The sequence below is a fragment of the Ruegeria sp. AP12 genome, assembly GCF_056540025.1.
This window is the reverse complement of sequence record NZ_JBQFVZ010000008.1, coordinates 117944-137503: the sequence shown is the minus strand read 5'-3', so window position 1 is coordinate 137503 and position 19560 is coordinate 117944. Positions and strand designations below refer to the sequence as shown.

Below are 19560 nucleotides of genomic sequence, written 5' to 3'. Positions count from 1 at the left end.
TCGACAACAGTGATCGTCAGCCCTGCCCTTTCACCAAATTCCTATAAGCCGACGGTGACATTCCGGACCAATTTCGAAACGCCCTCGAAAACGCAGTGGAGTCTGCGTAGCCAAGCCGCAGTGCGGTTTCACCAACGGACTTCCCTGCCGGACCCAGCAGCCTCTTTGCTTCTTCCAGTTTGACGCCAGACATGACCTGAGAGGCTGATTGCCCGTAAGGGGCCAGCCGGTTGTTCAATGTCTCCCGGTGGAAACCGCACAGCCGCGCCAGTTGATCGACGCCAAATCCCGGCTCGGCCAGGTGAATCCGGATCAGGCCCTGAAGCCCGGCCAAGAAATCCTGAGGCGCATGCTGGTCGAGGGTAGCGCGTGTCAGGTCTGACGGATTCTCCAATATTTCCGGGGTCAACTGATGGCTCAGCCAGGTCGAGGGAAACCGGATCGAAAAACCCTGAGGGCTGCACATGATGGCATGAACACCATGAAAATGCCTGGGTAGCACGTCAGGTTCGCTGACCCGTAAAATGATCTGGCTCGGGTCCCATCTGAAATCCAGAACCCGATGCAGCAATGATATCCAGATGCTTGCCAGAAATGCGTCGGTCTGCCCGGGCGAAACCGAAAGCTTGAAATTCCGCTTGGCACTGAAATAGGCGTGCTCGCCTTCCACAAGCAGCGATTGCGTGACCGCATTGGATTCTTTCGAGACGGCTTGAGTGTAGCGCGTAAAAAAGTCGCCCAGCGTCAACGCCTTGGCCAACATGTCACCAAGAGGCAGAAACCGAACAAGGTCGATTGATTGACCAACTTGCGCGCAGAAATCCGGTGATGTTGCGTCAGCAGCGGCTTGATGGATTTTATAGATCGTCTCGTGTGGCAGGAAATTCTGGCGATCCATCACCTGAGCTTCGCTCACGCCCAGCGGGTCCAAAACAAAAGCCGGTTCAACACCGGCGCCACGCAAAGCAGCTACAACGGGTGCAGCAACCGATGCCCGGACCAGCGGCAACGCCTTCTTTGTTTTTTGCTCAAATGCGTCCATGTCGCCCTCAAATATCACGAAGTTTATGACAGAAAGACAGCAAACACACAGAAAAGGCGCCGAAAGCTTGCAGAATGCCAAGTCAATTTGGCCGGACCGGTCATATTGTCAGGCAATTTTCAGCGGTCAGTCTAAAATCACATTCATAAATCAACATTTGTGATTCGCGATTGGAGAGCCGCCATGACGCTTGGATTAAAGGAAATACTGTCTGCTACAGCGGTCTTTGCAAGTCTGGCGATCGCGAGCCAGGCTTGTGCGCAGGAAGAAAACTTCCCGATCCTCTTTACCAACGTGCACGTGTTTAACGGTGTCGATGAACAGCGCATTGAGAACGCAAACGTTCTGGTCGTGGACAATCTGATTGCCGAGGTATCAGCGGAACCGTTGGCCGTCGCCAATGCCCAGATCATTGACGGTGGTGGGCGAACGCTGATGCCGGGCTTGATCGATGCGCACGTACATATGGCAATCACCGAGCCCGTCACGGACCTGAGGGACAATTTTGACTGGATGTACTGGGGCGCAGTTTCCACAATTGAGGCCGAGAAGATGCTGCTACGTGGTTTCACAACCGTTCGGGATGCGGGTGGCCCGGCAATTGGTCTGCAAAAAGCGATAGACCGCGGCAAGGCCGTGGGCCCAAGGATTTACGCATCGGGGCCGGTCATTTCGCAGACTTCCGGGCATGGCGAGCATCGAGTCTATACCGAACCCCACCCGAACTTCATGGGGGCGCAGCCGTCTTTCTTCAACCAGCATGTCGAGTTCCTGGCCGATGGCGTGCCCGAAGTCTTACGTGCAACGCGCGAAGCGCTGCGCATGGGCGCCGTCCAGATCAAGGTGATGGCAGGTGGTGGTGTGTCATCTTCGGTTGATCCGTTGCACACCGTTCAAGGATTGCCGGAAGAGTTAGAGGCATCGGTTCGCGCAGCGGCCGATTGGGGGACTTATGTCATGGTCCACGCTTATAACGACGACTCGATCCTGCGGTCACTGGAAGCAGGCGTCATCAGCATAGAACATGGGCAACTGATGACTGAAGTATCAGCCCAGGCCATCAAGGATTCTGGCGCCTGGATTGTCCCGTTTTATTCTCTGCTTGGGCTTGATGAGGAAGTTGTCAAGAAGGCGCTTGGCCCGGCAGCGGCGCCCAAATTCCTTGATGTTCAGGCCGGTGCGCGCAACCAGATGAAACTGTTGAAAGAGTACGAGATCGAAAACGTTGCATTCTCAACCGATATCATCGGCGACCCGGTGGCTCTGACCAAGCAGAATGACGAGTTCAAATACCGGCTGGAGGCATGGACTTCGTACGAAATCCTGCAACAGGCCACGTCAAAATCGGCCGCACTTCTGGCACTGTCCGGAAAACTCAATCCCTACCAGGCAGGCCCGCTGGGCGTGATCGAACAGGGCGCATATGCCGATCTGCTGCTGGTCGAAGGAAACCCGGTCGAAGATGCCGAGATCCTGGTCGATTACACCAAAAACATCGACCTGATCATGAAAGATGGCGTGATCTACAAGAATACACTCGAATGAGTGTCGCGCGGGGTGAATTTACCTCGGCATCCCGCGCCCCCTTTTTTTGACAAATGGGAGTACTGAGACGTGAAAACACTGGCCCCACTGACAGCAATCGCTGGACTTGTTTCCTTGGCAGCAAGCAGCGCGTTGGCGCAGGACGCGCCTGCACAAACCTTGTTCACCAACGTGCATATCTTTGACGGAATTAGTGAAGAGCGGATCGAAAACGCGAATGTTCTGGTTGAAGGCAATCTCATAAAGACAGTCTCGACCGACGGTATTGATGCGCCTGATGCGACGCTTGTTGACGGGGGTGGGCGCACGTTGATGCCGGGGTTGATTGACAGTCACGTGCATCTCTACGCGACAGGGCTCGTGCAATCCTTCTCGGGTCTTCAGGCCGCCAAATGGGATCAGATCGGGGCCACCGCGGCTGAAAATGCCCGCGACTATCTCTACGATGGTTACACCACGGTTCGGGATACCGGCGGAATGGGATCAGGTCTGCGCGAACTGATCGACAAGGGGATTGTAGACGGGCCACGCATCTATGCGTCAGGTGCCGCCATCGGCCCGACGTCCGGGCATGGTGACTGGCGCAACCCCGAGCAGCGAACCTTCAACATGGGATCGGACGACGTCGCCAATACGTTCAACCTGTCCTATATTGCTGATGGTGCCGAGGAAATCCGGAAGGCATCGCGACTTAACTTCGCGCATGGGGCAAGTTTCCTGAAACTGATGGCCGGTGGCGGTGTGTCATCCGAGCTCGACCCGCTCTGGTCCGTTGCTTACAACGTTGATGAGATTTCGACAGCGGTCGAGGCTGCGTCCTTCTTTGATACCTATGTGACTGTCCACGCCTATACTGACGAAACGGTCACAATGGCTCTGGACGCGGGCGTCAAGTCACTGGAGCACGCTCAGATGGTGAACGAGGAGACCGTCAAACGCATTGCGGATGAGGGTATCTTCTGGGCCTTGAATGTGGCTGGAATGGATCCGGCGCTGCTCGACCATCCGAATTTCTCGATGCCGACGGTGAAACCAAAACTGGAAGAATATCTGGTCGGGTCAGAAAACGTCATTGAGTACATCAAAAAGTACAAACCCAAGATCGTGCATAATGTCGACACCGTGCTGTCCACCATTGGGTTTGGCCGCGCACACCGCGACTTTGAAAAATACTATTTCGCTGAATTGCTGGGGAACCATGCTTTCCTGGTCGCGGCCACATCAACAGGGGGTGAGTTGGCCCAACTGACAGGGCGGCGGAACCCTTATCCCAACAAACTGGGCGTGATCGAAGACGGGGCCTATGCCGACATCCTGATCGTCGACGGCAACCCGCTGGAGGACCTGTCGGTTCTTGGAGCAAATCCGAAGTGGTTTGATGCACCCGCCCGTGACCGAGGGTTTGAGACCATTCGCGTGATCATGAAAGACGGCGTCTTCTACAAGAATACACTCGAATGAGCAGAGTGTGCGGAAAATTGGCCCCTGCGCCTTGCGCCGTCGAACCTGAACGGGGGGGCGATCAATGAACAAGGCAATCGCAGTAACTCTTTGCGCAGTTGGGATTTGTGTTTCCGGAGCAGCGGCGGAGGAGTCTCACAGCCGATACTACCTGGGGATAGGGGAACCAAACCCTGATGCCTGGCAAATCATGATCGACAATCCGACCGACCGGGAAAAGGACATGGGCGCTGCGCTCGCCGCAATGGGCGGTGAGATGATCAGCTATTTCTGGGGACTGGCAGATGGAAAGAACTACATCACCGTCCGCTTCCCGGACGATCCGGGCATGGTTCAGGCCATGTATATATCGCGTCTGAGCCAAGGGGTTCTGAAAGATTACACGTTCATCGAATTGATGACGAGCGCAGGCATGATCGAAGCCCTTAAGCGCGTGCCGGAATTTTCAACGCCGGTCGAATGAAGTTGGGAAGCAAAGGAACAGCCTATGAAGATCGTATACGGAATTCTCGCAGCCTTGGCAGTTGTGTTTTTCATCCTTGGAGGCAGCGATGTCCATGCCAAGGACAACAAGGGTAAAAAGCCGAACAAGGGGGGCAAGAACGGTGATGTCAGCATTCAGATAGAAGACAAACCCGGCAAAGGCCCAAAGGCTGTGCCGCCTGGTCAGATCAAGCGCTACACGCGCGGTGCCAAGCTCCCATCTGACCTGGAGTTCGAGGATATAGGGGACCTTTCCAAGTGGAAGCTGAGGGAGCCGGGCAAAGGAAACCGCTACATTCTGGTCGATGACGAAGTCCTCGAAGTTACGAATGATCTGTCTACCGTTGTCGATGCGGTCGGCATCGTCGGTGATCTTCTAAACTAGGCGAAAGTTCAATGTTTCAGGGCAAGAACTACCTCGTTTGTCCTGAAGCTGGCCGGGGCGATCATACTGTGAACCCCGGCCCAAGTTCAAAAACCGGATCCGAGGCGCTACGACGATAGAGCCCCGTCTTGTACTTTTTGCACTTGCTACAGGAATGACCACACGCGGTGCAGTTGCGAATTGTAAATCGTTCACCGGACTAAAGAGGAGCATATTACAATGAGACTGTCTTATGCTGTGATTGCTGCATTCTTTCTGGCATTGCCGGCTCATTCGGAAGTCGCACGTATCGAGTGGTCAGACTTGATCGATGAAACTGCTCAGAATTACGAAGATCCGTTCGTCGAATTGACCGGCAAACAGCTTAGCGCGCTTCGCAAATTGGTCCGGTTGCGCGCGCAGCTAGAGAAAGGCGGGCCGACGCCGGAACAGCTTCAAATGGATATCGAGGCGACCGAAGCAACCCTTGCTGAGGAAGGCATTGATGCTGACTGGCTGATTTCCCAACGCTGGGTTGTGATGGAAAGACGCGAGACGGCGGGCACGGCCGCCAACATCGACATCGATGGTGCAACCGTTTCATTGGGTGGATTTGTGATCCCGGCACCCCGCGACGAAGATGGCTCCCAAATGGCGTATATTGTGCCGGAACGTGGAATGTGTAGCCATGTTCCGCCTCCGCCCCCGAACCAGATGGTGCGTTTGCGCCTGAGTGATTCCTGGGCGCCATCGACAGTCTACGAGCCCATCGTTGTAACCGGTCAAATCAGGATTGAGCCGACGCAGAAGGAAATGCTGGTTGTTGATGGTCCCGTCCTCATGAAGGCTGCGTTTACCTTGGAGGTCGATGACGTTCAGACCTTTGGACCAATCCAGACTTCCGATGAGGCTGCAACCAATAAGGAACGCGTATTGATGGGAAGGATCAAGGCGACTGGCGGGGCCACCAGAGACGATGAGTGACACGAGCCAATTGACCTGAATAAGGTTCAGAACGGGCGTTCAGTTTGGTGGGCGGAATATCTGAATGAGAGACTGAACAACAAAAGCGGCGATAGGGGAGTGTATGAGGGTTTGGCTATTTAGAATAATTGGGCTTGTGGCATTACTTGCATTCGCAGCAGTCGCTTTTGTTTGGTTAGTGCTTGCTGCTCCGATGTTCTCGGACTTGCGGCGCGACCTTGTAGAAAGAGTTCTTTCGGAACAAATTGGCCGACCCCTTTTGGTCAACGATGATGTAAGCGTCGCGCTTGGCCGCATTAGTCACATTTACGTCGGTGGTGTGGTCATCCCGAGCCTGACAATGCCGGAGTCACCCCTTGTTGAATTGAACCTGCTGGAACTGGAGCTGGACATTGCCGCTTTGACCAACGGTCGTCTGCATTTTGACAACCTGGTCGTGGAAGGCCTGCAGGCGAATATTCTTACAGCCGCAGACGGCACAACAAGCTGGCGAAAAGGCAATCCAACACCCAAGCCCGCGTCCGAGGAACCTGTATCAGCGGAGGATCAAAAAGACGTCGCCAGCGCTGATAGTGCCAATGAGAGTGACACAGAAGGCAGTGGAATCCTGAACTTCCTGAGCGACAAGAACGTCCGTTTCACATCAATCGGGTTAAACATCGATGACAAGGTCTCGGGCTTCTCGTTTGTATTTGACCTTCAGTCCCTCGCGCTCGAACAAGTAGATAGTGGACAACGGTCAAAGGTCTCTGGTTCCGGCTCCGTCAACGGTCAGGGTTTCGTAATCGAAGGCGACTACCCCCATGACGCGCCATTTACGACGCGCGCCAGCTTTGGCGAAATGACCGTAATCTATGACGGCGAGCCATTGGCGGAAGACGAAGGTGGCGGCTATCGCGCAGTCTTAGAGATGGACACCGGAGAATTCGGTGATTTTCTGGATGTCATTGGATTGGAACGGGTTTTGGAAGGCAATGGCCAGTTGCAAGCTGAACTCGTGTCTCAGGCCGCCCTGAAGATCGAAGCGTTTACAAGCACCGTAAGCCTTGAGGATGGGCAGAAACTTGAAGCTGAGGGTTCCATTGAAGACCTCTACACCGCTCAGGGAGTCGATCTGCTTTTCAACGCACGGCTTCATCCGGAAGGGCAGCCGCCGCCAGCAGCAAAGAGTATTCAGGAGCTGAAATTCACAGGCTTTGAAATGCATATGGTCGGATCGCTGGCTTCCTTCGAATTCGAGAAGTTGCTGTTCCAGACCAATGCATTTGACCAGGGGCTGGACGTAATCGGCCCAGCCTCAATCGAAAGCATTCGCCGCATGCCGGACGGACGGCTCGCCATGCTGGGCATCGCGCTGCAAGCCGGGCCAATTGAGGAACCGGTCCTCAAAGCCGAAGGTGAAATCCTCGATCTGCTTCAGCTTCGGGACGTAACATTCGATGGTGAGCTAAACGGGCCCGCCAAGTTGATTTTGCCCAACCTCAATGAAGACTATGTTGACCAATTCGGCGGCATCAAAGCCGATTTCAACATATCCAATGCGGGCGGGCCGGTTTCACTCAACAGGTTTAACGCGATCACTTACGACACCGATCTCTGGGCGCTGGATCTTGCGCTATCTGTTAACGAGCTAAAAGGGCTCGCTGGTCTCGAATTTGACGTGGAACTGGATGTCGACGACGGTGCCCAGTTTCTGACCGCGCTCAACTTGGAGCCTGTCGAAATTGGCGCACTGGCAATCGATGCTGAAACCTCCAGGCAGGGCGAAGACTTTGATGCCTCAATCAAATTCGAAGCCGGGTCTTCACATCTTCTTGCGGCTTTGGATGCGCGGTTTCCCGAAGGTGCATCCGTCGTTCGGGGCAACATTACGAGCGAGAGGCTCGATCTCAACGAACTGAAGAACCTGACTGCCGTGCTGGACCAACTGAAAAGCCTGGTAGGCGAGGCCTCGCAAAAACCTGAAACTGAAGTTCAACCCTTGGTTCTGCCGAAGGAGGCAGACGTTCAGCCCCTGGTGTTGCCAAAGGAAAAAGGGAAACCTGCCGATCTTCTGGATGTGCAGCGCGTACTGCGAGAAGCTGACGTCGAGGTACAGATCGAATTCAAAGTGATTGTAGGCCAGCAAGGCGTTACATCTGTTTCAAGCCAATTGTCCGCAAAAGACGGAACCGTGGATTTCGGACCTCTACAGATGGCTTATGGTGGCGGAAACTTCAGCCTGCGAGCGGTCATGGATCTGATTGACTCTCCTGATTGGCTTTCGTTGTCGGGATCAACCTCGGGATGGGAGTTCGGTGAGATCCTTGATGAGTTGGGCATAGTTATTGATGCCTATGGCCGTTTGAGCGGTGAGTTCAACGTCTCTGGCAGCACCGCCTCGGGCAAGGCCTTCGTCAACTCGATGCGCGGCAATGCGTCTTTGTCGATGTCGCAAGGTTACATTAGTACCAGTCTACTGGAACTGGCCGGGCTGGGTATTTTCCCGTGGCTGTTTTCAGAAGAGTTCAGACAAGGCTACACCGACATCACTTGCGTGGTTGCTCCGGTTGATATTCAGGCCGGGCGGGTCAGTTCAAACTCCATCGTCATTGAAACGGGATCAGTTCAGTTGGTGGCCAGGGGGCAAGTGGACTGGCTGAACGATAGCATAGCGATCAGAGCAGAGCCCCGTCGCGTTGGCAAACCCCTATCCCGAAGCGCCTGGCCCTTTGATGTGACTGGCCAGCTTTCGTCGCCAAAATTCAAGCTGGATGTGGGCGGGTCCAGAAGCAAGGCTCCGGGCGGTGCTGATGAAATGCCTGCCGACAGGCAGCCATGTGTGCCAGACATCAATCAATTGGAATAGTCGGGCGCGTCCTAGTTCTTCGGTGGTTCCGGCTGTTCGGCCTGACACGCCAGAACGGCCTCAATGGCTTTTGCAGACCCGCTGAGATCAAGCTCCACCTCGGCCCCGCTTTCACCAATGATCGTAACGCTTTGGCGTTTTCCAAACTCGGTTACAAATGCCGGGTTGTCGAAAAAGGCGTAGCCACCGGGCACGCCATTCTTGAAGACACCAACCGCCTCGCCTTCGAAATTCGCATCACCAAAGTCGAACTGTACGACCCCGGTCGCACCGTCCTCGATTTGAACCCAGGCCGGATTAAAGGCGGCAAAAAAGCCACCGGCCTGATTGGGTGCCGCGCCGATTTCAACGGTCATGTCATTTTCAAACGGTTTCCACGCGAGACAGCCGTTGCCCTTTTCGGGATCAATCAGGATTGTCCAGTCCCCGGATTCGCCCCACCGTTCCATACCCGCGGCCCACACCGCGCCAGTGGAGATCAATGCCATTGCTGTCAGCGCCAACTTCTTCATTCGATATTCCACACTAGTTTCGAAGGTATAAGCTGCGTTCAGAGTATCGCGCGGGGTTAATCAAATACAACCATTCAGTTTCTGGAATGTTGAGCCGACATCAGCGCCTTTGCCCCGAAAAAGAAATCATCTTCGGCCGCAGCCAGAGAAAATGTGACTGCCTCCTCCCCTAGAATTTGCCAGAGTTTTTCCAAGTCTCTTTCGGGCCAATCTGTTCCTGAACATCCCAATGTTCGACGATCTTTCCACCTTTGAGCCGGAACAGGTCAAAGACAGCCCAATCGTCCTCGTCTTGTTTTACATGGCTAAAAGCAACCACAAAATTTCCTTGGCCGAGTAGTCGGTGAACTTTGACGTAATGCGCAGTTTTTCCTCCATTCGCCACCTCTCCAAGATGCCTGGAGAAAGCTTCCAATCCGTCGGCTATGTCTGGGTTGTGCTGATCGTATTGGTCGGTCGATATGTAGTCATTCACAAGATCGGTGCGTCCGGCCATCAGGACATTGTCGATGAACCCTTGCACCACGGTCTTGTTGGCTTCGGTGAGATCGAGATCTTCGATTTCGGTTGGGCCATCCACCATGCTGCGGCCCGAGACGGTTGGCCATTTATACGCGGCAATCACATCCCAATGCTCGACGATTTTACCGTCGTCGTCGGTATCAAAGATATCGGCCGTTACCTACTGGGCTTCACCGTTGTTGAGGCTTTGATACACATGAACGAAGACGAAATTCCCATCCTCGATGTTGCGCAGAACCTGAATGTCGCGCACCGGATTCCGCTCAAGAAAAGGTGTGAAGAACTCGATGAAACCTTGTTTACCATCACGTACACCCGTTGAGTGTTGCGTGTAGCGATCCCCGGTATATTTATCGAGCGCTTCGACCATCTTGCCATCACGAATGCCTTCCAGATAAAGGCCCTTGGCATTTGCCACGCGGATACTGTCAGTCACGATATGTACTCCCGTTTCACAGTTTGGTTTCAGCCAATACCTAAAATGCTCAACAACGCGTCACGGCCAGACCAGGCTACGATAGCGGACAAAGTGCCTGTGACCATGGCAGGAACGCCTTCTTTCCAGGTGTCCCAGATCAGATGACATCCAATGGCGCCGATGGACGTGCCAAGAATTGCCAACGCACCCAAGGTTCCGACCCAGGAACCCTGAAACCAGATCGCGATTGCGCCAAACAATTCAGCCACGCCAACCAAGGCCATGATCTGCCGGTTCAACCCGTACTTGATGAACATCGCCAATTGGGTTTCAAATATGAACTTCTGCCAGCCGAAGATCTTGATCGAGCTTGCGAAGAGGAAGAAGACGGACAGCAATCCGACAAACACAGTCTGGCCTTCGCCCGCAAGTCTGATGGCCATTTCTTTTCCGAAGCCGCTGCTGGCCCCTGTGACCAGAATATTCATCTATCCGTTCCTCTGGTGGTCGAGAGGGAAATGGCACTCAATGGACATTATTGGAAATAATCACTATTTCTTCATAGTATGAATGAAATTGATGGAATTGACCTCAATCTACTGAAATCTCTACAAGCCCTCATCTCGGAACGGCATGTCGGGCGGGCTGCGCAGCGAATGAACGTAACGCAACCTGCCATGAGTCACACTCTGGCAAGATTGCGCCGCCTGTTTGACGACCCTCTGTTCGTCAAGCAAGGGCGGGAAATGGTGCCTACGGCGCGCACTCTGGACCTTGCGGCGCGGTTGAACACGATCCTTTCTGAGATCAGCGTGCTGACCGCACCGGTTACATTCTCACCTGAAAACGCGGGCGCAACTATTCGAATTCATGCCCATGATTTCATTGCCACCAGTTTCCTTGCAAACGCTGTTCGGCGTATTCGAGAGCAAGCACCAGGGATCGTGTTCGAAATTCACAGCTATTCGGATCACAGCTACCAGATGCTCGATTCCGGGGAAGCCGATTTGATCATTGGCGCAGGGCTTCAGGCAAATCCGAAGTTTCTTCAAAAGCTGCTACTGCGCGAGCGCCTTGTGTGCCTATTGGACCGAACCCACCCAGCGTTGAACAGCTGGAATGCCGAGACGGTCTTTCTATATCCACATGTCCGGCTGAGCCTCATGGCCAAACAAGATGATCCAATTCACCTTTTTGGCAAGGCTCAGGGTTTGCCCCCACGCCAGGTTGGGCTGGTGACGGATAGTCTGCATCTGCAACCAGCCTTCCTGGAAGGAACAAATCTAATCGCTTTTGTACCGGAGACGCTCGCCCAAGCCGCAGCCATCAACGGAAATCTAGTCACGCGTGATTGCCCTTTTCCCCTGCCGGAATTGGGGGTACGCGCAATTTGGCATGAGCGAGACGCGCGATCCCCCCTTCTCAGCTGGATCCGCAGCCAGCTGGATGTTTAATCGCTCACGCTGTCGGTTTTTGAGGTTCCCTTGTACTCCTCAGAAATCCAAATTCTCCACACTCAATGCGTTTTGCTGGATGAACTCGCGACGGGGTTCGACCACGTCGCCCATCAGTTTGGTGAACAGGTCATCCGCCTCGACCATATCGTCCACGCGAACCTGCAACAGCGTGCGCGCGTCCGGGTCCAGTGTGGTTTCCCACAGCTGGTCGGGGTTCATTTCGCCCAGACCTTTGTAGCGTTGCAGCGACAGGCCCTTTTCGCCCTCTTCCAGAATCGCGCGCAGCAGATCCAGGGGCCCGTGGATGGCTTGCATCCTGTCGCGGCGGATCAGGGTGGCGGGGGTGTTGTAGACCTCTTGCAGGCTTTGGGTGAAGCTGCCGGTTTTGCGGGCCTCGCCCGAGCGCAGCATGGGGCCGTCCAACGTGCGGACCTCTTCGACGCCGCGCAGGATGCGGGCCAGACGGATGCCGTGATCCTGTGTGATCCGGCCCTGCCAGCCGCGCTCGTATTCCAGCGCGATCAGATCGAGGCGGGCGGCGACCTTGTCTGCGACGCCCTGCAGATCGGCATCCACCGCGCCCGGTACAAAGGCGCCCGCAACGGCGGCCTGTTCCAGAATGTGGCGCGGATAATGCGTCGGGAAGGCGTCCAGAACGCGTTTCAACTGCCGCGCTTCATCCACCACGCGGGTCAGGTCCTGACCGACGATCTCTTCACCCGAGCCGAGTTTCAGCACCGCGCCCTCGACGCCCTGATTGATCAGGTAATCATCCAGCGCCGCCTGATCCTTCAGGTAAACCTCTGATTTGCCGCGCGAAACTTTATAGAGCGGCGGCTGCGCGATATAAAGATATCCGCCCTCGATCAGCTCCGGCATTTGCCGGTAGAAGAAGGTCAGCAGCAGCGTCCGGATATGCGCGCCGTCCACATCCGCGTCGGTCATGATGACGATCTTGTGGTAGCGCAGCTTTTCAATGTTGAACTCATCCCGGCCAATGCCGGTGCCCAGCGCCATCACCAGATTGCCGATTTCCTGAGACGACAGCATCCGGTCAAACCGCGCGCGTTCGACGTTCAGGATTTTCCCGCGCAGGGGCAGAACCGCCTGCGTCAGCCGGTCCCGGCCCGTTTGCGCCGATCCACCGGCCGAGTCCCCCTCGACGAGGAAGACTTCGGTCTTGGACGGGTCTTTTTCGGAGCAGTCCTTCAGCTTGCCAGCCAGATAGTTCACGTCCATCGCCGTCTTGCGGCGGGTCAGTTCGCGGGCTTTACGCGCCGCCTCACGGGCCAGCGCGGCCTCGATGATCTTGCCGACGATGGTCTTGGCCTCGTTCGGGTTTTCCTCAAACCACTCGGCCAGTTTTTCGTTCATCAGACCTTCGACCGCCGGGCGCACTTCGGAACTGACCAGCTTGTCTTTGGTCTGGGATGAGAATTTCGGGTCGGGCACCTTGACCGACAGCACACAGGTCAGGCCCTCGCGCGCGTCGTCACCGGTAAAGCTGACCTTTTCCTTCTTCGCAATCCCGCTGGACTGCGCATAGTTGTTGATGGTCCGCGTCAGCGCGCCGCGGAAACCCGCCACGTGTGTCCCGCCATCGCGCTGCGGGATGTTGTTGGTGAAGGGCAGCACCGTCTCGTGGTAGCTGTCATTCCACCACATGGCGATTTCCACGCCAATGTCATCGCGCTCACCTTTGATATAGATCGGTTCGGGCATCGCCGCCGTTTTGGAGCGGTCCAGATATTTGACGAACTCCTTGACGCCGCCCTCATAGAACAGTTCGGTTTCCAGCCGTTCGGCAGGGCGTTCGTCGATCAGGATGATGCGCACGCCCGAGTTCAGGAAGGCCAGTTCGCGCAGGCGTTTTTCCAGCGTCTCAAACGAGTATTCCAGGTTCGAGAACGTGTCGGTCGAGGCCAGGAACCGCACCTCGGTCCCGGTGCGGTCGCCGCATTCCTCGACCACCTTCAGATGCTCGGCCGTCTCGCCGCCTTCAAACCGGGCAACGTGTTCCTTGCCGTTCCGCCAGACGCGCAGTTCCAGCCAGTCGGACAGCGCGTTCACCACCGAAACGCCAACGCCGTGCAACCCGCCCGACACCTTGTACGAGTTGCTGTCAAACTTACCACCCGCGTGCAGTTGGGTCATGATGACCTCGGCAGCGGACACGCCTTCCTCGGGGTGAATATCCACCGGAATTCCGCGCCCGTTGTCACTGACCGAGACGCTGGAATCGGCGTGGATTTTCACCGTCACATGGTCGGCATGACCGGCCAGAGCCTCATCGATCCCATTGTCGACAACCTCATACACCATGTGGTGCAGACCCGAGCCATCATCCGTGTCCCCGATATACATACCGGGACGCTTGCGAACAGCTTCTAACCCTTTGAGAACCTTGATGGAATCCGCGCCGTATTCCTGTGGTGCCTGTGCGTCTTCGGACATTCAGTCAGTACCTATATTATTTTGATAACTTATACGTTTTCTGGTGGGGATTGTCACGCGCTACCCCCACATTTTGTGCCATTCGCTGCCGATCGCGAAAGGTCAAAGCCTGTCCAGATCAGCCGCGATATCCGAGGCGATAGCAGCGGCGTCCACGTCTCTGCGCTCAGCTGACAGACGCAGCCCCAAAAGGTCGGATTGGTAGCGCGCGGCCAACCGTTCGGGATCATGCTCGGGCCCGATCTCCTCGTCCATTTGCGCGCGCCGAAACAGGGCGGCAAAACATGCTTTCATCTCGGCCATATAGGCACCTGCCCGATCCGCCAAATCGTGATCCTTCGCCTGCAACTCGGCATAGGTTTTGGCCAGCATGCAGGCTTTGGCTGGCATATCCGCCGCCTCGATCACCCGAAACGGCTGCGCCTTCAGCGCGCCTTTTGGCCCAAGCTCCTCAGCCAGCACCTCAAGCCGCGCGATGCCGTCCTGCGTGTAGCGCTTCAATGCCAGCGCATACAGCGCGTCTTTCGACCCAAAGGCTGCATAGAAACTGCCGGGTTTCAGCTTCAATTCACGCTCAAGATCTTTCAGCGAGGTCCCCGCCCATCCCTGACGCCAGAACATATCCCTGGCCTGCGCGATCAGCGCGTCTCGGTCATATCCGGGTTTTCTTGGCATTCTCTTCACCATTTCTTGAACGATTGCTCAAATATATACTTGAGTGTTTGCTCAAGAAACCCTATTTCTGCCTTATCGCGCCAGAAACAGGAGTTTTGACATGGCAAACTTCCCCTCTCATGACCTCGAAACCGCCCCGGAAGGGTCCAAACCACTGCTGGAAAAGTCGCAGGCTGCCTTTGGTCGTCTGCCGGGCCTGCACAAGGTGATGTCAGAAAGCCCGCAACATCTGGAAGGCTATCAGGTTCTGCATCACCTGTTCATGCAGACCGATTTCAACAATGACGAGAAAACCGTCGTCTGGCAGACCATCAATGTGGAGAACGAGTGCCACTACTGCGTCCCCGCCCACACCGGCATTGCCAAGATGATGAAGGTCTCGGATGAGATCACCGAAGCACTGCGCAACGAAACCCCGCTGCCATCGGCCAAGCTTGAGGCGCTGCGCAGCTTCACCCTGCAGATGATGGAGAACCGCGGCAACGTCACCGACGCACAGATGCAAGCATTCCTTGACGCAGGCTACTCGCACCGCGCGGTTCTGGACGTGGTTCTGGGTCTGGCGCAGAAAACCATGTCGAACTACGTCAACCACATGGCACAAACACCCGTCGACGAAGTCATGCGCGGTTTCCTGTGGGAACGTAAAGTCAGCGAACCCGCCTAAACGACGACCGAGCCCGCGTCGCCTTCGGTGACAACCAGTGTCTGGGCCCGGTCCCCCAGTTCCGCAAACAGTTCAGGCCCGGTGCCCGTCATCCAGGCCTGAGCCCCCAGCGCACAGATCTCATCATACAGCGCCGCCCGCCGATCCGCATCCAGATGCGCGGCCACCTCATCCAGCAACACAATGGGCGGGGCCCCGACCATCCCGGCCAGCGCCCGCGCATTCGACAGGATCAACGAGACAAGCAACGCCTTCTGTTCACCAGTCGAGCAATCCTTGGCCGGCACACCCTTGGCCGCAAACACTCCGTACAGATCAGACCGGTGCGGCCCCACCAAAGTCCGCCCCGCAGCCAGATCGCGAAACCGGCTTTCGTTCAGCGCCTCTCGCAGATCATCCGCCGTCTCGGGCATCGCGCCTTCCGTTTGCACCAACTCCAGGTCAGCCGACGGAAATGCCGTCTCCGCCCGTTCTTGCGCATCGCGAAGATGCTCCAGTGCCGCCATTCGCGCCGCGTGAATGCGATACCCGGTCTCGGCCATTTGCCCTTCCAGTGCCGCGTACCAATGGGCATCGCGCACCTGCTCTTTCAACAGGCGGTTCCGTTCACGCATCGATTTTTCGTAGGTCAAAGACGCTTCGGCATGCGCGGGATCAAAACTCAGCGCGATCCGGTCCAGAAACCGCCGTCGCCCCTCAGCCCCTTCGATCCACAGCCGGTCCATCGACGGGATCAGCCAGACAACCCGCGCCATCTTGCCCAGATCAATCTGACTCGCCGCCTTGCCATCAATCCGAACCTGCCGCGCCGCGCCACCCTCGGACCAGGTCTCGATCTCGTAGCGTTGCCCCTGCGCCTGCAACAGCCCGGACAGCTTCCAGCCCAGCGCCTCGGGCCGCCGCGTCATCTCGGCCGCACTCGCCCGCCGCATCCCGCGCCCAGGCGAAAACAGGGACACCGCCTCAAGAATGTTGGTCTTGCCCGCCCCGTTCGGCCCATGAATCGCCACCGGCCGCCCGTCCAAAGACAACCGCGCCAGCTTGTGAGACCGAAAATGCGAGACCGTAAGCTCGGTCAGGGCCAATCCCATGACCCCTCCCTTCTTCTGTGCAAAAATACCTCCGCCGGAGGCATCGCGCGCCAGCGCGATCAGACGCGCATCGGCATGACAACGTAAACCGCGCTTTGATCATTGCCTTCACGCATCAGGGTCGGATCACCGGCAGAATTGAACAGGAACACTGCATTCTCGCGATCGACCTGAGACGCAATCTCCAGCAGATACTTGGCGTTGAATCCGATCTCCAGCCGCTCGTCGCCATAGGCCACGGCCAGTTCCTCCTCGGCTGCACCACTGTCCGGTGCATTGACCGACAGCACCAGCTTGTCCCCGTCCAGTTGCAGCTTCACCGCGCGCGAGCGTTCGGATGAAACCGTCGCCACCCGATCCACGGCCTGAGCGAATTCAGCCGCATCCACTTCCAATTTGCGAGTATTGCCCTGCGGGATCACGCGGGTGTAGTCGGGGAAGGTGCCGTCAATGACCTTTGAGGTCAGCGTGATGTCGGGCGTCGCAAAACGCACCTTGGTTTCGCTGACCGACACGGCGATGTCCATCTCGTCATCGTCCAGCAGTTTGCGCAACTCACCCACGGTCTTGCGCGGCACGATCACGCCGGGCATGTCCGCCGCCCCATCCGGACAATCCGCGTCGATCCGCGCCAGTCGGTGACCATCGGTGGCCACGCAACGCAAGACCTTGCTACCGTCGGAGCCATCCGTGACATGCATGTAAACGCCGTTCAGGTAATAGCGCGTCTCTTCCGTCGAGATCGCAAATTTCGATTTGTCGAACAGCCGCCGCAGCAGCGCCGCCGAGGCCGTAAAGTTCGACTGATATTCCGAGGACGCCATCACCGGGAAATCCTCTTTCGGCAATGTCGCCAGCGAGAAATTCGAGCGCCCCGCCTCAACCGTCAAACGGCCCGCAGCGCTGTCCGCCGTCAGTGTCACCAGCGCCCCGTCAGGCAGTTTGCGCACAATCTCATGCAGCGTTGTGGCTGCCACTGTGGTCGCCCCGGCCTTCTCGACCTGCGCAGGTGCTTTGTCGACCACTTCGATATCCAGATCGGTGGCGCGGAACTGAACCTGATCGCCTTCGGCCTCGATCAGCACATTGGCCAGGATCGGAATTGTGTTGCGGCGCTCGACAACCGATTGGGCCTGCGAAACGGCCTTGAGAAGGGTGCCGCGTTCGATGCTGATCTTCATACCCTCAATTCCTCTGACTTAAGTGCCGAAATGGGCGGGACTGGCACGTTAGCGGTTCAGCCCTGAGGCACAAGGATTTTTTACGGATTTCTGGGTCGGAAAACCCATTCGGTCAAGGGGCGCGTTGTGCTGCGGACACAGTTCATCCGCGACCGTGGACAATTGCGCACAAGAAAACGCCCCGGAACTCAAGTCCCGAGGCGTCTCTGAGTGGTTTTAGGGGTAAACCTCAGGCTTCCAGCGCGCGACGCAGCATTTCCACGTCTTCCGCGATCTGGCCATCCGTCACTTTCAGCTCTTCGATGCGTTTGACACCATGCATGACGGTGGTGTGGTCGCGCCCGCCAAAGCGGCGCCCGATCTCGGGCAGGGACCGGCTGGTCAGCTGCTTGCACAGATACATCGCCACCTGACGCGGACGTGCATAAGACCGCAGGCGTTTCGGACCGATGATGTCGGACAGACGAATGTTGTAATAATCCGAGACTTTGCGCTGAATCTCTTCGACGGTGATCTTGCGCTCCGAAGCGCGCAACACGTCGGCCAGACAATCCTGCGTCAGTTCCATATCGATCTCGCGCCCAACCAGCGAGGCAAAGGCAAAGAGACGCGTCAACGCGCCTTCCAGCACCCGAACGTTGGTCGAGATGCGATGGGCCAGAAACTCCAGCACACCATCCGCGATAACCAGATCCGGATAGGTGCTGATATGCTGCTGCACCTTGTTCTGCAGGATGCCCAGACGCAGTTCATAATCGGTCGGGTGCAGGTCAACGACCAGACCACATTGCAGGCGCGACTTCACGCGCTCTTCCAGATCCTTGATTTCACCGGGGGCGCGGTCGGCCGAAATGATGATCTGCTTGTTCTGATCGACCAGCGCGTTGAATGTGTGAAAGAATTCCTCCTGCGTCGAATCCTTCCCGGCGATGAACTGCACGTCATCGACCATCAGCACATCGACCGAGCGGAACAGGTGTTTGAAATCCATCATCCGACGCTCGCGCAGGGCCTGAACAAAGCGGTACATGAACTGTTCTGCCGACAGGTACAGCACGTTCAGTTCGGGATGCTTGGTTTTCAACTCCCACGCAATGGCATGCATCAGGTGCGTCTTACCCAGACCGACACCCCCATACAGGACCAGCGGGTTGAACGTCACCGGCCCGCCCTCCGAGACGCGGCGCGCAGCGGCATGGGCCAATTCGTTCGGCTTGCCGACGACAAAGCTGTCAAAGGTAAAGCGCGCATCCAGCGGCGCAGCCTGAAGGGAATCCAAGGCCTCCTGCGCAACATCTGATCTGGCAGCAGGCGCTTCTGCCACAGGCTCGGGATCGGCCTGAGGGCGCGCAACGGGATTGGGGCGCGCCGGCGTATTTGCGGCAACACGGAAATCCAGGCGCTGCACGGATTCGCCCGACGTGTTCAGTTCATACAAAATGAGGTCGGCAAAGTTTTGGCTTACGTAATTGCCCATAAAGTTTGTCGGCACGGAAAACACCGCCACACCGTCCTGCAGCTCTTCGAACTCCAGCGGTTCGATCCAGGTCGTGTAGTTGTTCCGGCCAATCACCTTAAGCAATTTATTACGCAGTAGTCCCCATTTCTCTTGTGTCATCAAGCGCCTCACGCATCCCATTCTTTATTGGCCTGTCGGCCTTATTCATACGGATCCGGTAACCCGGATTACGAAAACACACCCACAGGGATACGGTGCGCCGGACCGAGTAGTCCGGCGGGTTATTCGCCCGAATGTCAGTACTGCCAGGTTCAGACGCCAAACAAAACAACAGCGTCCGGCAAACCGGGTGGCACATCGCAAACACATTTTTTTAGACAGGGCCCGGATCAGCGGT

18 protein-coding genes are annotated in these 19560 nt (G+C 56.5%); 8 read left to right on the top strand and 10 right to left on the bottom strand.

What is annotated here, in order from left to right:
• Positions 1 to 16: 16 nt before the first annotated feature.
• Positions 17 to 1042, bottom strand: a complete 1026-nt coding sequence (locus ACR0E6_RS18685; RefSeq protein ID WP_480586053.1) for a helix-turn-helix domain-containing protein — start codon at positions 1040 to 1042, stop codon at positions 17 to 19.
• Between the two features lie 183 nt (positions 1043 to 1225).
• Here ACR0E6_RS18685 and ACR0E6_RS18680 point away from each other — a divergent pair, with 183 nt between their 5' ends.
• From ACR0E6_RS18680 to ACR0E6_RS18655, 6 genes are all read left to right on the top strand, one after another.
• Entirely contained in the window at positions 1226 to 2587 is a 1362-nt protein-coding gene (locus ACR0E6_RS18680; protein WP_480586051.1) for a metal-dependent hydrolase family protein, read from the top strand.
• A gap of 114 nt (positions 2588 to 2701) precedes the next feature.
• Positions 2702 to 4048, top strand: a complete 1347-nt coding sequence (locus ACR0E6_RS18675; protein ID WP_480586049.1) for a metal-dependent hydrolase family protein — start codon at positions 2702 to 2704, stop codon at positions 4046 to 4048.
• Between the two features lie 64 nt (positions 4049 to 4112).
• A complete protein-coding gene (locus ACR0E6_RS18670; RefSeq protein WP_480586046.1) occupies positions 4113 to 4511 on the top strand; it encodes a hypothetical protein in 399 nt (132 codons plus the stop codon).
• Positions 4512 to 4535: 24 nt separating this feature from the next.
• Complete coding sequence (locus tag ACR0E6_RS18665; RefSeq protein ID WP_480586044.1) at positions 4536 to 4916, top strand: hypothetical protein; 381 nt, start codon at positions 4536 to 4538, stop codon at positions 4914 to 4916.
• Between the two features lie 219 nt (positions 4917 to 5135).
• Positions 5136 to 5879, top strand: coding sequence for a DUF3299 domain-containing protein (locus tag ACR0E6_RS18660; RefSeq protein ID WP_480586042.1), 744 nt, complete (start codon positions 5136 to 5138; stop codon positions 5877 to 5879).
• A 136-nt stretch (positions 5880 to 6015) separates the two neighbouring features.
• Complete coding sequence (locus tag ACR0E6_RS18655) at positions 6016 to 8727, top strand: AsmA family protein (RefSeq protein WP_480586039.1); 2712 nt, start codon at positions 6016 to 6018, stop codon at positions 8725 to 8727.
• Positions 8728 to 8738: 11 nt separating this feature from the next.
• Here ACR0E6_RS18655 and ACR0E6_RS18650 read toward each other — a convergent pair whose 3' ends face one another.
• From ACR0E6_RS18650 to ACR0E6_RS18635, 4 genes are all read right to left on the bottom strand, one after another.
• Positions 8739 to 9239 (bottom strand): hypothetical protein, encoded by a 501-nt coding sequence (locus ACR0E6_RS18650; protein WP_480586036.1) that lies wholly within the window; start codon positions 9237 to 9239, stop codon positions 8739 to 8741.
• A gap of 169 nt (positions 9240 to 9408) precedes the next feature.
• Complete coding sequence (locus ACR0E6_RS18645; protein ID WP_480586033.1) at positions 9409 to 9864, bottom strand: nuclear transport factor 2 family protein; 456 nt, start codon at positions 9862 to 9864, stop codon at positions 9409 to 9411.
• A 57-nt stretch (positions 9865 to 9921) separates the two neighbouring features.
• On the bottom strand, positions 9922 to 10197 hold the full coding sequence (locus ACR0E6_RS18640) for a nuclear transport factor 2 family protein (RefSeq protein ID WP_480586030.1): 276 nt from the start codon (positions 10195 to 10197) through the stop codon (positions 9922 to 9924).
• 29 nt (positions 10198 to 10226) lie between these two features.
• On the bottom strand, positions 10227 to 10667 hold the full coding sequence (locus ACR0E6_RS18635; RefSeq protein ID WP_480586027.1) for a DoxX family protein: 441 nt from the start codon (positions 10665 to 10667) through the stop codon (positions 10227 to 10229).
• A 78-nt stretch (positions 10668 to 10745) separates the two neighbouring features.
• Between ACR0E6_RS18635 and ACR0E6_RS18630 the strand changes: the two genes are divergently transcribed.
• Positions 10746 to 11633 (top strand): LysR family transcriptional regulator, encoded by an 888-nt coding sequence (locus ACR0E6_RS18630; RefSeq protein WP_480586024.1) that lies wholly within the window; start codon positions 10746 to 10748, stop codon positions 11631 to 11633.
• A gap of 39 nt (positions 11634 to 11672) precedes the next feature.
• Here the strand turns inward: ACR0E6_RS18630 and gyrB are convergent, their stop codons facing one another.
• Both gyrB and ACR0E6_RS18620 read right to left on the bottom strand, forming a co-directional pair.
• Entirely contained in the window at positions 11673 to 14090 is a 2418-nt protein-coding gene (gene gyrB, locus ACR0E6_RS18625) for a DNA topoisomerase (ATP-hydrolyzing) subunit B (protein WP_480586021.1), read from the bottom strand.
• 102 nt (positions 14091 to 14192) lie between these two features.
• Positions 14193 to 14765 (bottom strand): TetR/AcrR family transcriptional regulator, encoded by a 573-nt coding sequence (locus ACR0E6_RS18620; protein ID WP_170524373.1) that lies wholly within the window; start codon positions 14763 to 14765, stop codon positions 14193 to 14195.
• Positions 14766 to 14865: 100 nt separating this feature from the next.
• Here ACR0E6_RS18620 and ACR0E6_RS18615 point away from each other — a divergent pair, with 100 nt between their 5' ends.
• Positions 14866 to 15432, top strand: a complete 567-nt coding sequence (locus ACR0E6_RS18615; RefSeq protein ID WP_480586018.1) for a carboxymuconolactone decarboxylase family protein — start codon at positions 14866 to 14868, stop codon at positions 15430 to 15432.
• On the opposite strand, the gene recF is transcribed toward ACR0E6_RS18615, so the two are convergent.
• The 3 genes from recF to dnaA all read right to left on the bottom strand — a co-directional run bounded on the left by recF (position 15429) and on the right by dnaA (position 19322).
• Entirely contained in the window at positions 15429 to 16523 is a 1095-nt protein-coding gene (gene recF, locus ACR0E6_RS18610) for a DNA replication/repair protein RecF (protein WP_480586015.1), read from the bottom strand. The two genes, ACR0E6_RS18615 and recF, sit on opposite strands and share 4 nt — an antisense overlap.
• 59 nt (positions 16524 to 16582) lie before the next feature.
• Entirely contained in the window at positions 16583 to 17704 is a 1122-nt protein-coding gene (dnaN, locus tag ACR0E6_RS18605) for a DNA polymerase III subunit beta (protein WP_170455727.1), read from the bottom strand.
• A 229-nt stretch (positions 17705 to 17933) separates the two neighbouring features.
• The gene (dnaA, locus tag ACR0E6_RS18600; protein ID WP_170634440.1) at positions 17934 to 19322 is read right to left on the bottom strand and encodes a chromosomal replication initiator protein DnaA; all 1389 of its coding nucleotides are present in this window, start codon (positions 19320 to 19322) and stop codon (positions 17934 to 17936) included.
• Positions 19323 to 19560 lie beyond the last annotated feature (238 nt).

Coding starts and splice junctions, on each gene's coding strand:
- ACR0E6_RS18685 (WP_480586053.1), bottom strand. CDS start 1,042: ATGGACGCATTTGAGCAAAAAACAAAGAAGGCGTTGCCGCTGGTCCGG.
- ACR0E6_RS18680 (WP_480586051.1), top strand. CDS start 1,226: ATGACGCTTGGATTAAAGGAAATACTGTCTGCTACAGCGGTCTTTGCA.
- ACR0E6_RS18670 (WP_480586046.1), top strand. CDS start 4,113: ATGAACAAGGCAATCGCAGTAACTCTTTGCGCAGTTGGGATTTGTGTT.
- ACR0E6_RS18665 (WP_480586044.1), top strand. CDS start 4,536: ATGAAGATCGTATACGGAATTCTCGCAGCCTTGGCAGTTGTGTTTTTC.
- ACR0E6_RS18660 (WP_480586042.1), top strand. CDS start 5,136: ATGAGACTGTCTTATGCTGTGATTGCTGCATTCTTTCTGGCATTGCCG.
- ACR0E6_RS18650 (WP_480586036.1), bottom strand. CDS start 9,239: ATGAAGAAGTTGGCGCTGACAGCAATGGCATTGATCTCCACTGGCGCG.
- ACR0E6_RS18635 (WP_480586027.1), bottom strand. CDS start 10,667: ATGAATATTCTGGTCACAGGGGCCAGCAGCGGCTTCGGAAAAGAAATG.
- ACR0E6_RS18630 (WP_480586024.1), top strand. CDS start 10,746: ATGAATGAAATTGATGGAATTGACCTCAATCTACTGAAATCTCTACAA.
- gyrB (WP_480586021.1), bottom strand. CDS start 14,090: ATGTCCGAAGACGCACAGGCACCACAGGAATACGGCGCGGATTCCATC.
- ACR0E6_RS18620 (WP_170524373.1), bottom strand. CDS start 14,765: ATGCCAAGAAAACCCGGATATGACCGAGACGCGCTGATCGCGCAGGCC.
- ACR0E6_RS18615 (WP_480586018.1), top strand. CDS start 14,866: ATGGCAAACTTCCCCTCTCATGACCTCGAAACCGCCCCGGAAGGGTCC.
- recF (WP_480586015.1), bottom strand. CDS start 16,523: ATGGGATTGGCCCTGACCGAGCTTACGGTCTCGCATTTTCGGTCTCAC.
- dnaN (WP_170455727.1), bottom strand. CDS start 17,704: ATGAAGATCAGCATCGAACGCGGCACCCTTCTCAAGGCCGTTTCGCAG.
- dnaA (WP_170634440.1), bottom strand. CDS start 19,322: ATGACACAAGAGAAATGGGGACTACTGCGTAATAAATTGCTTAAGGTG.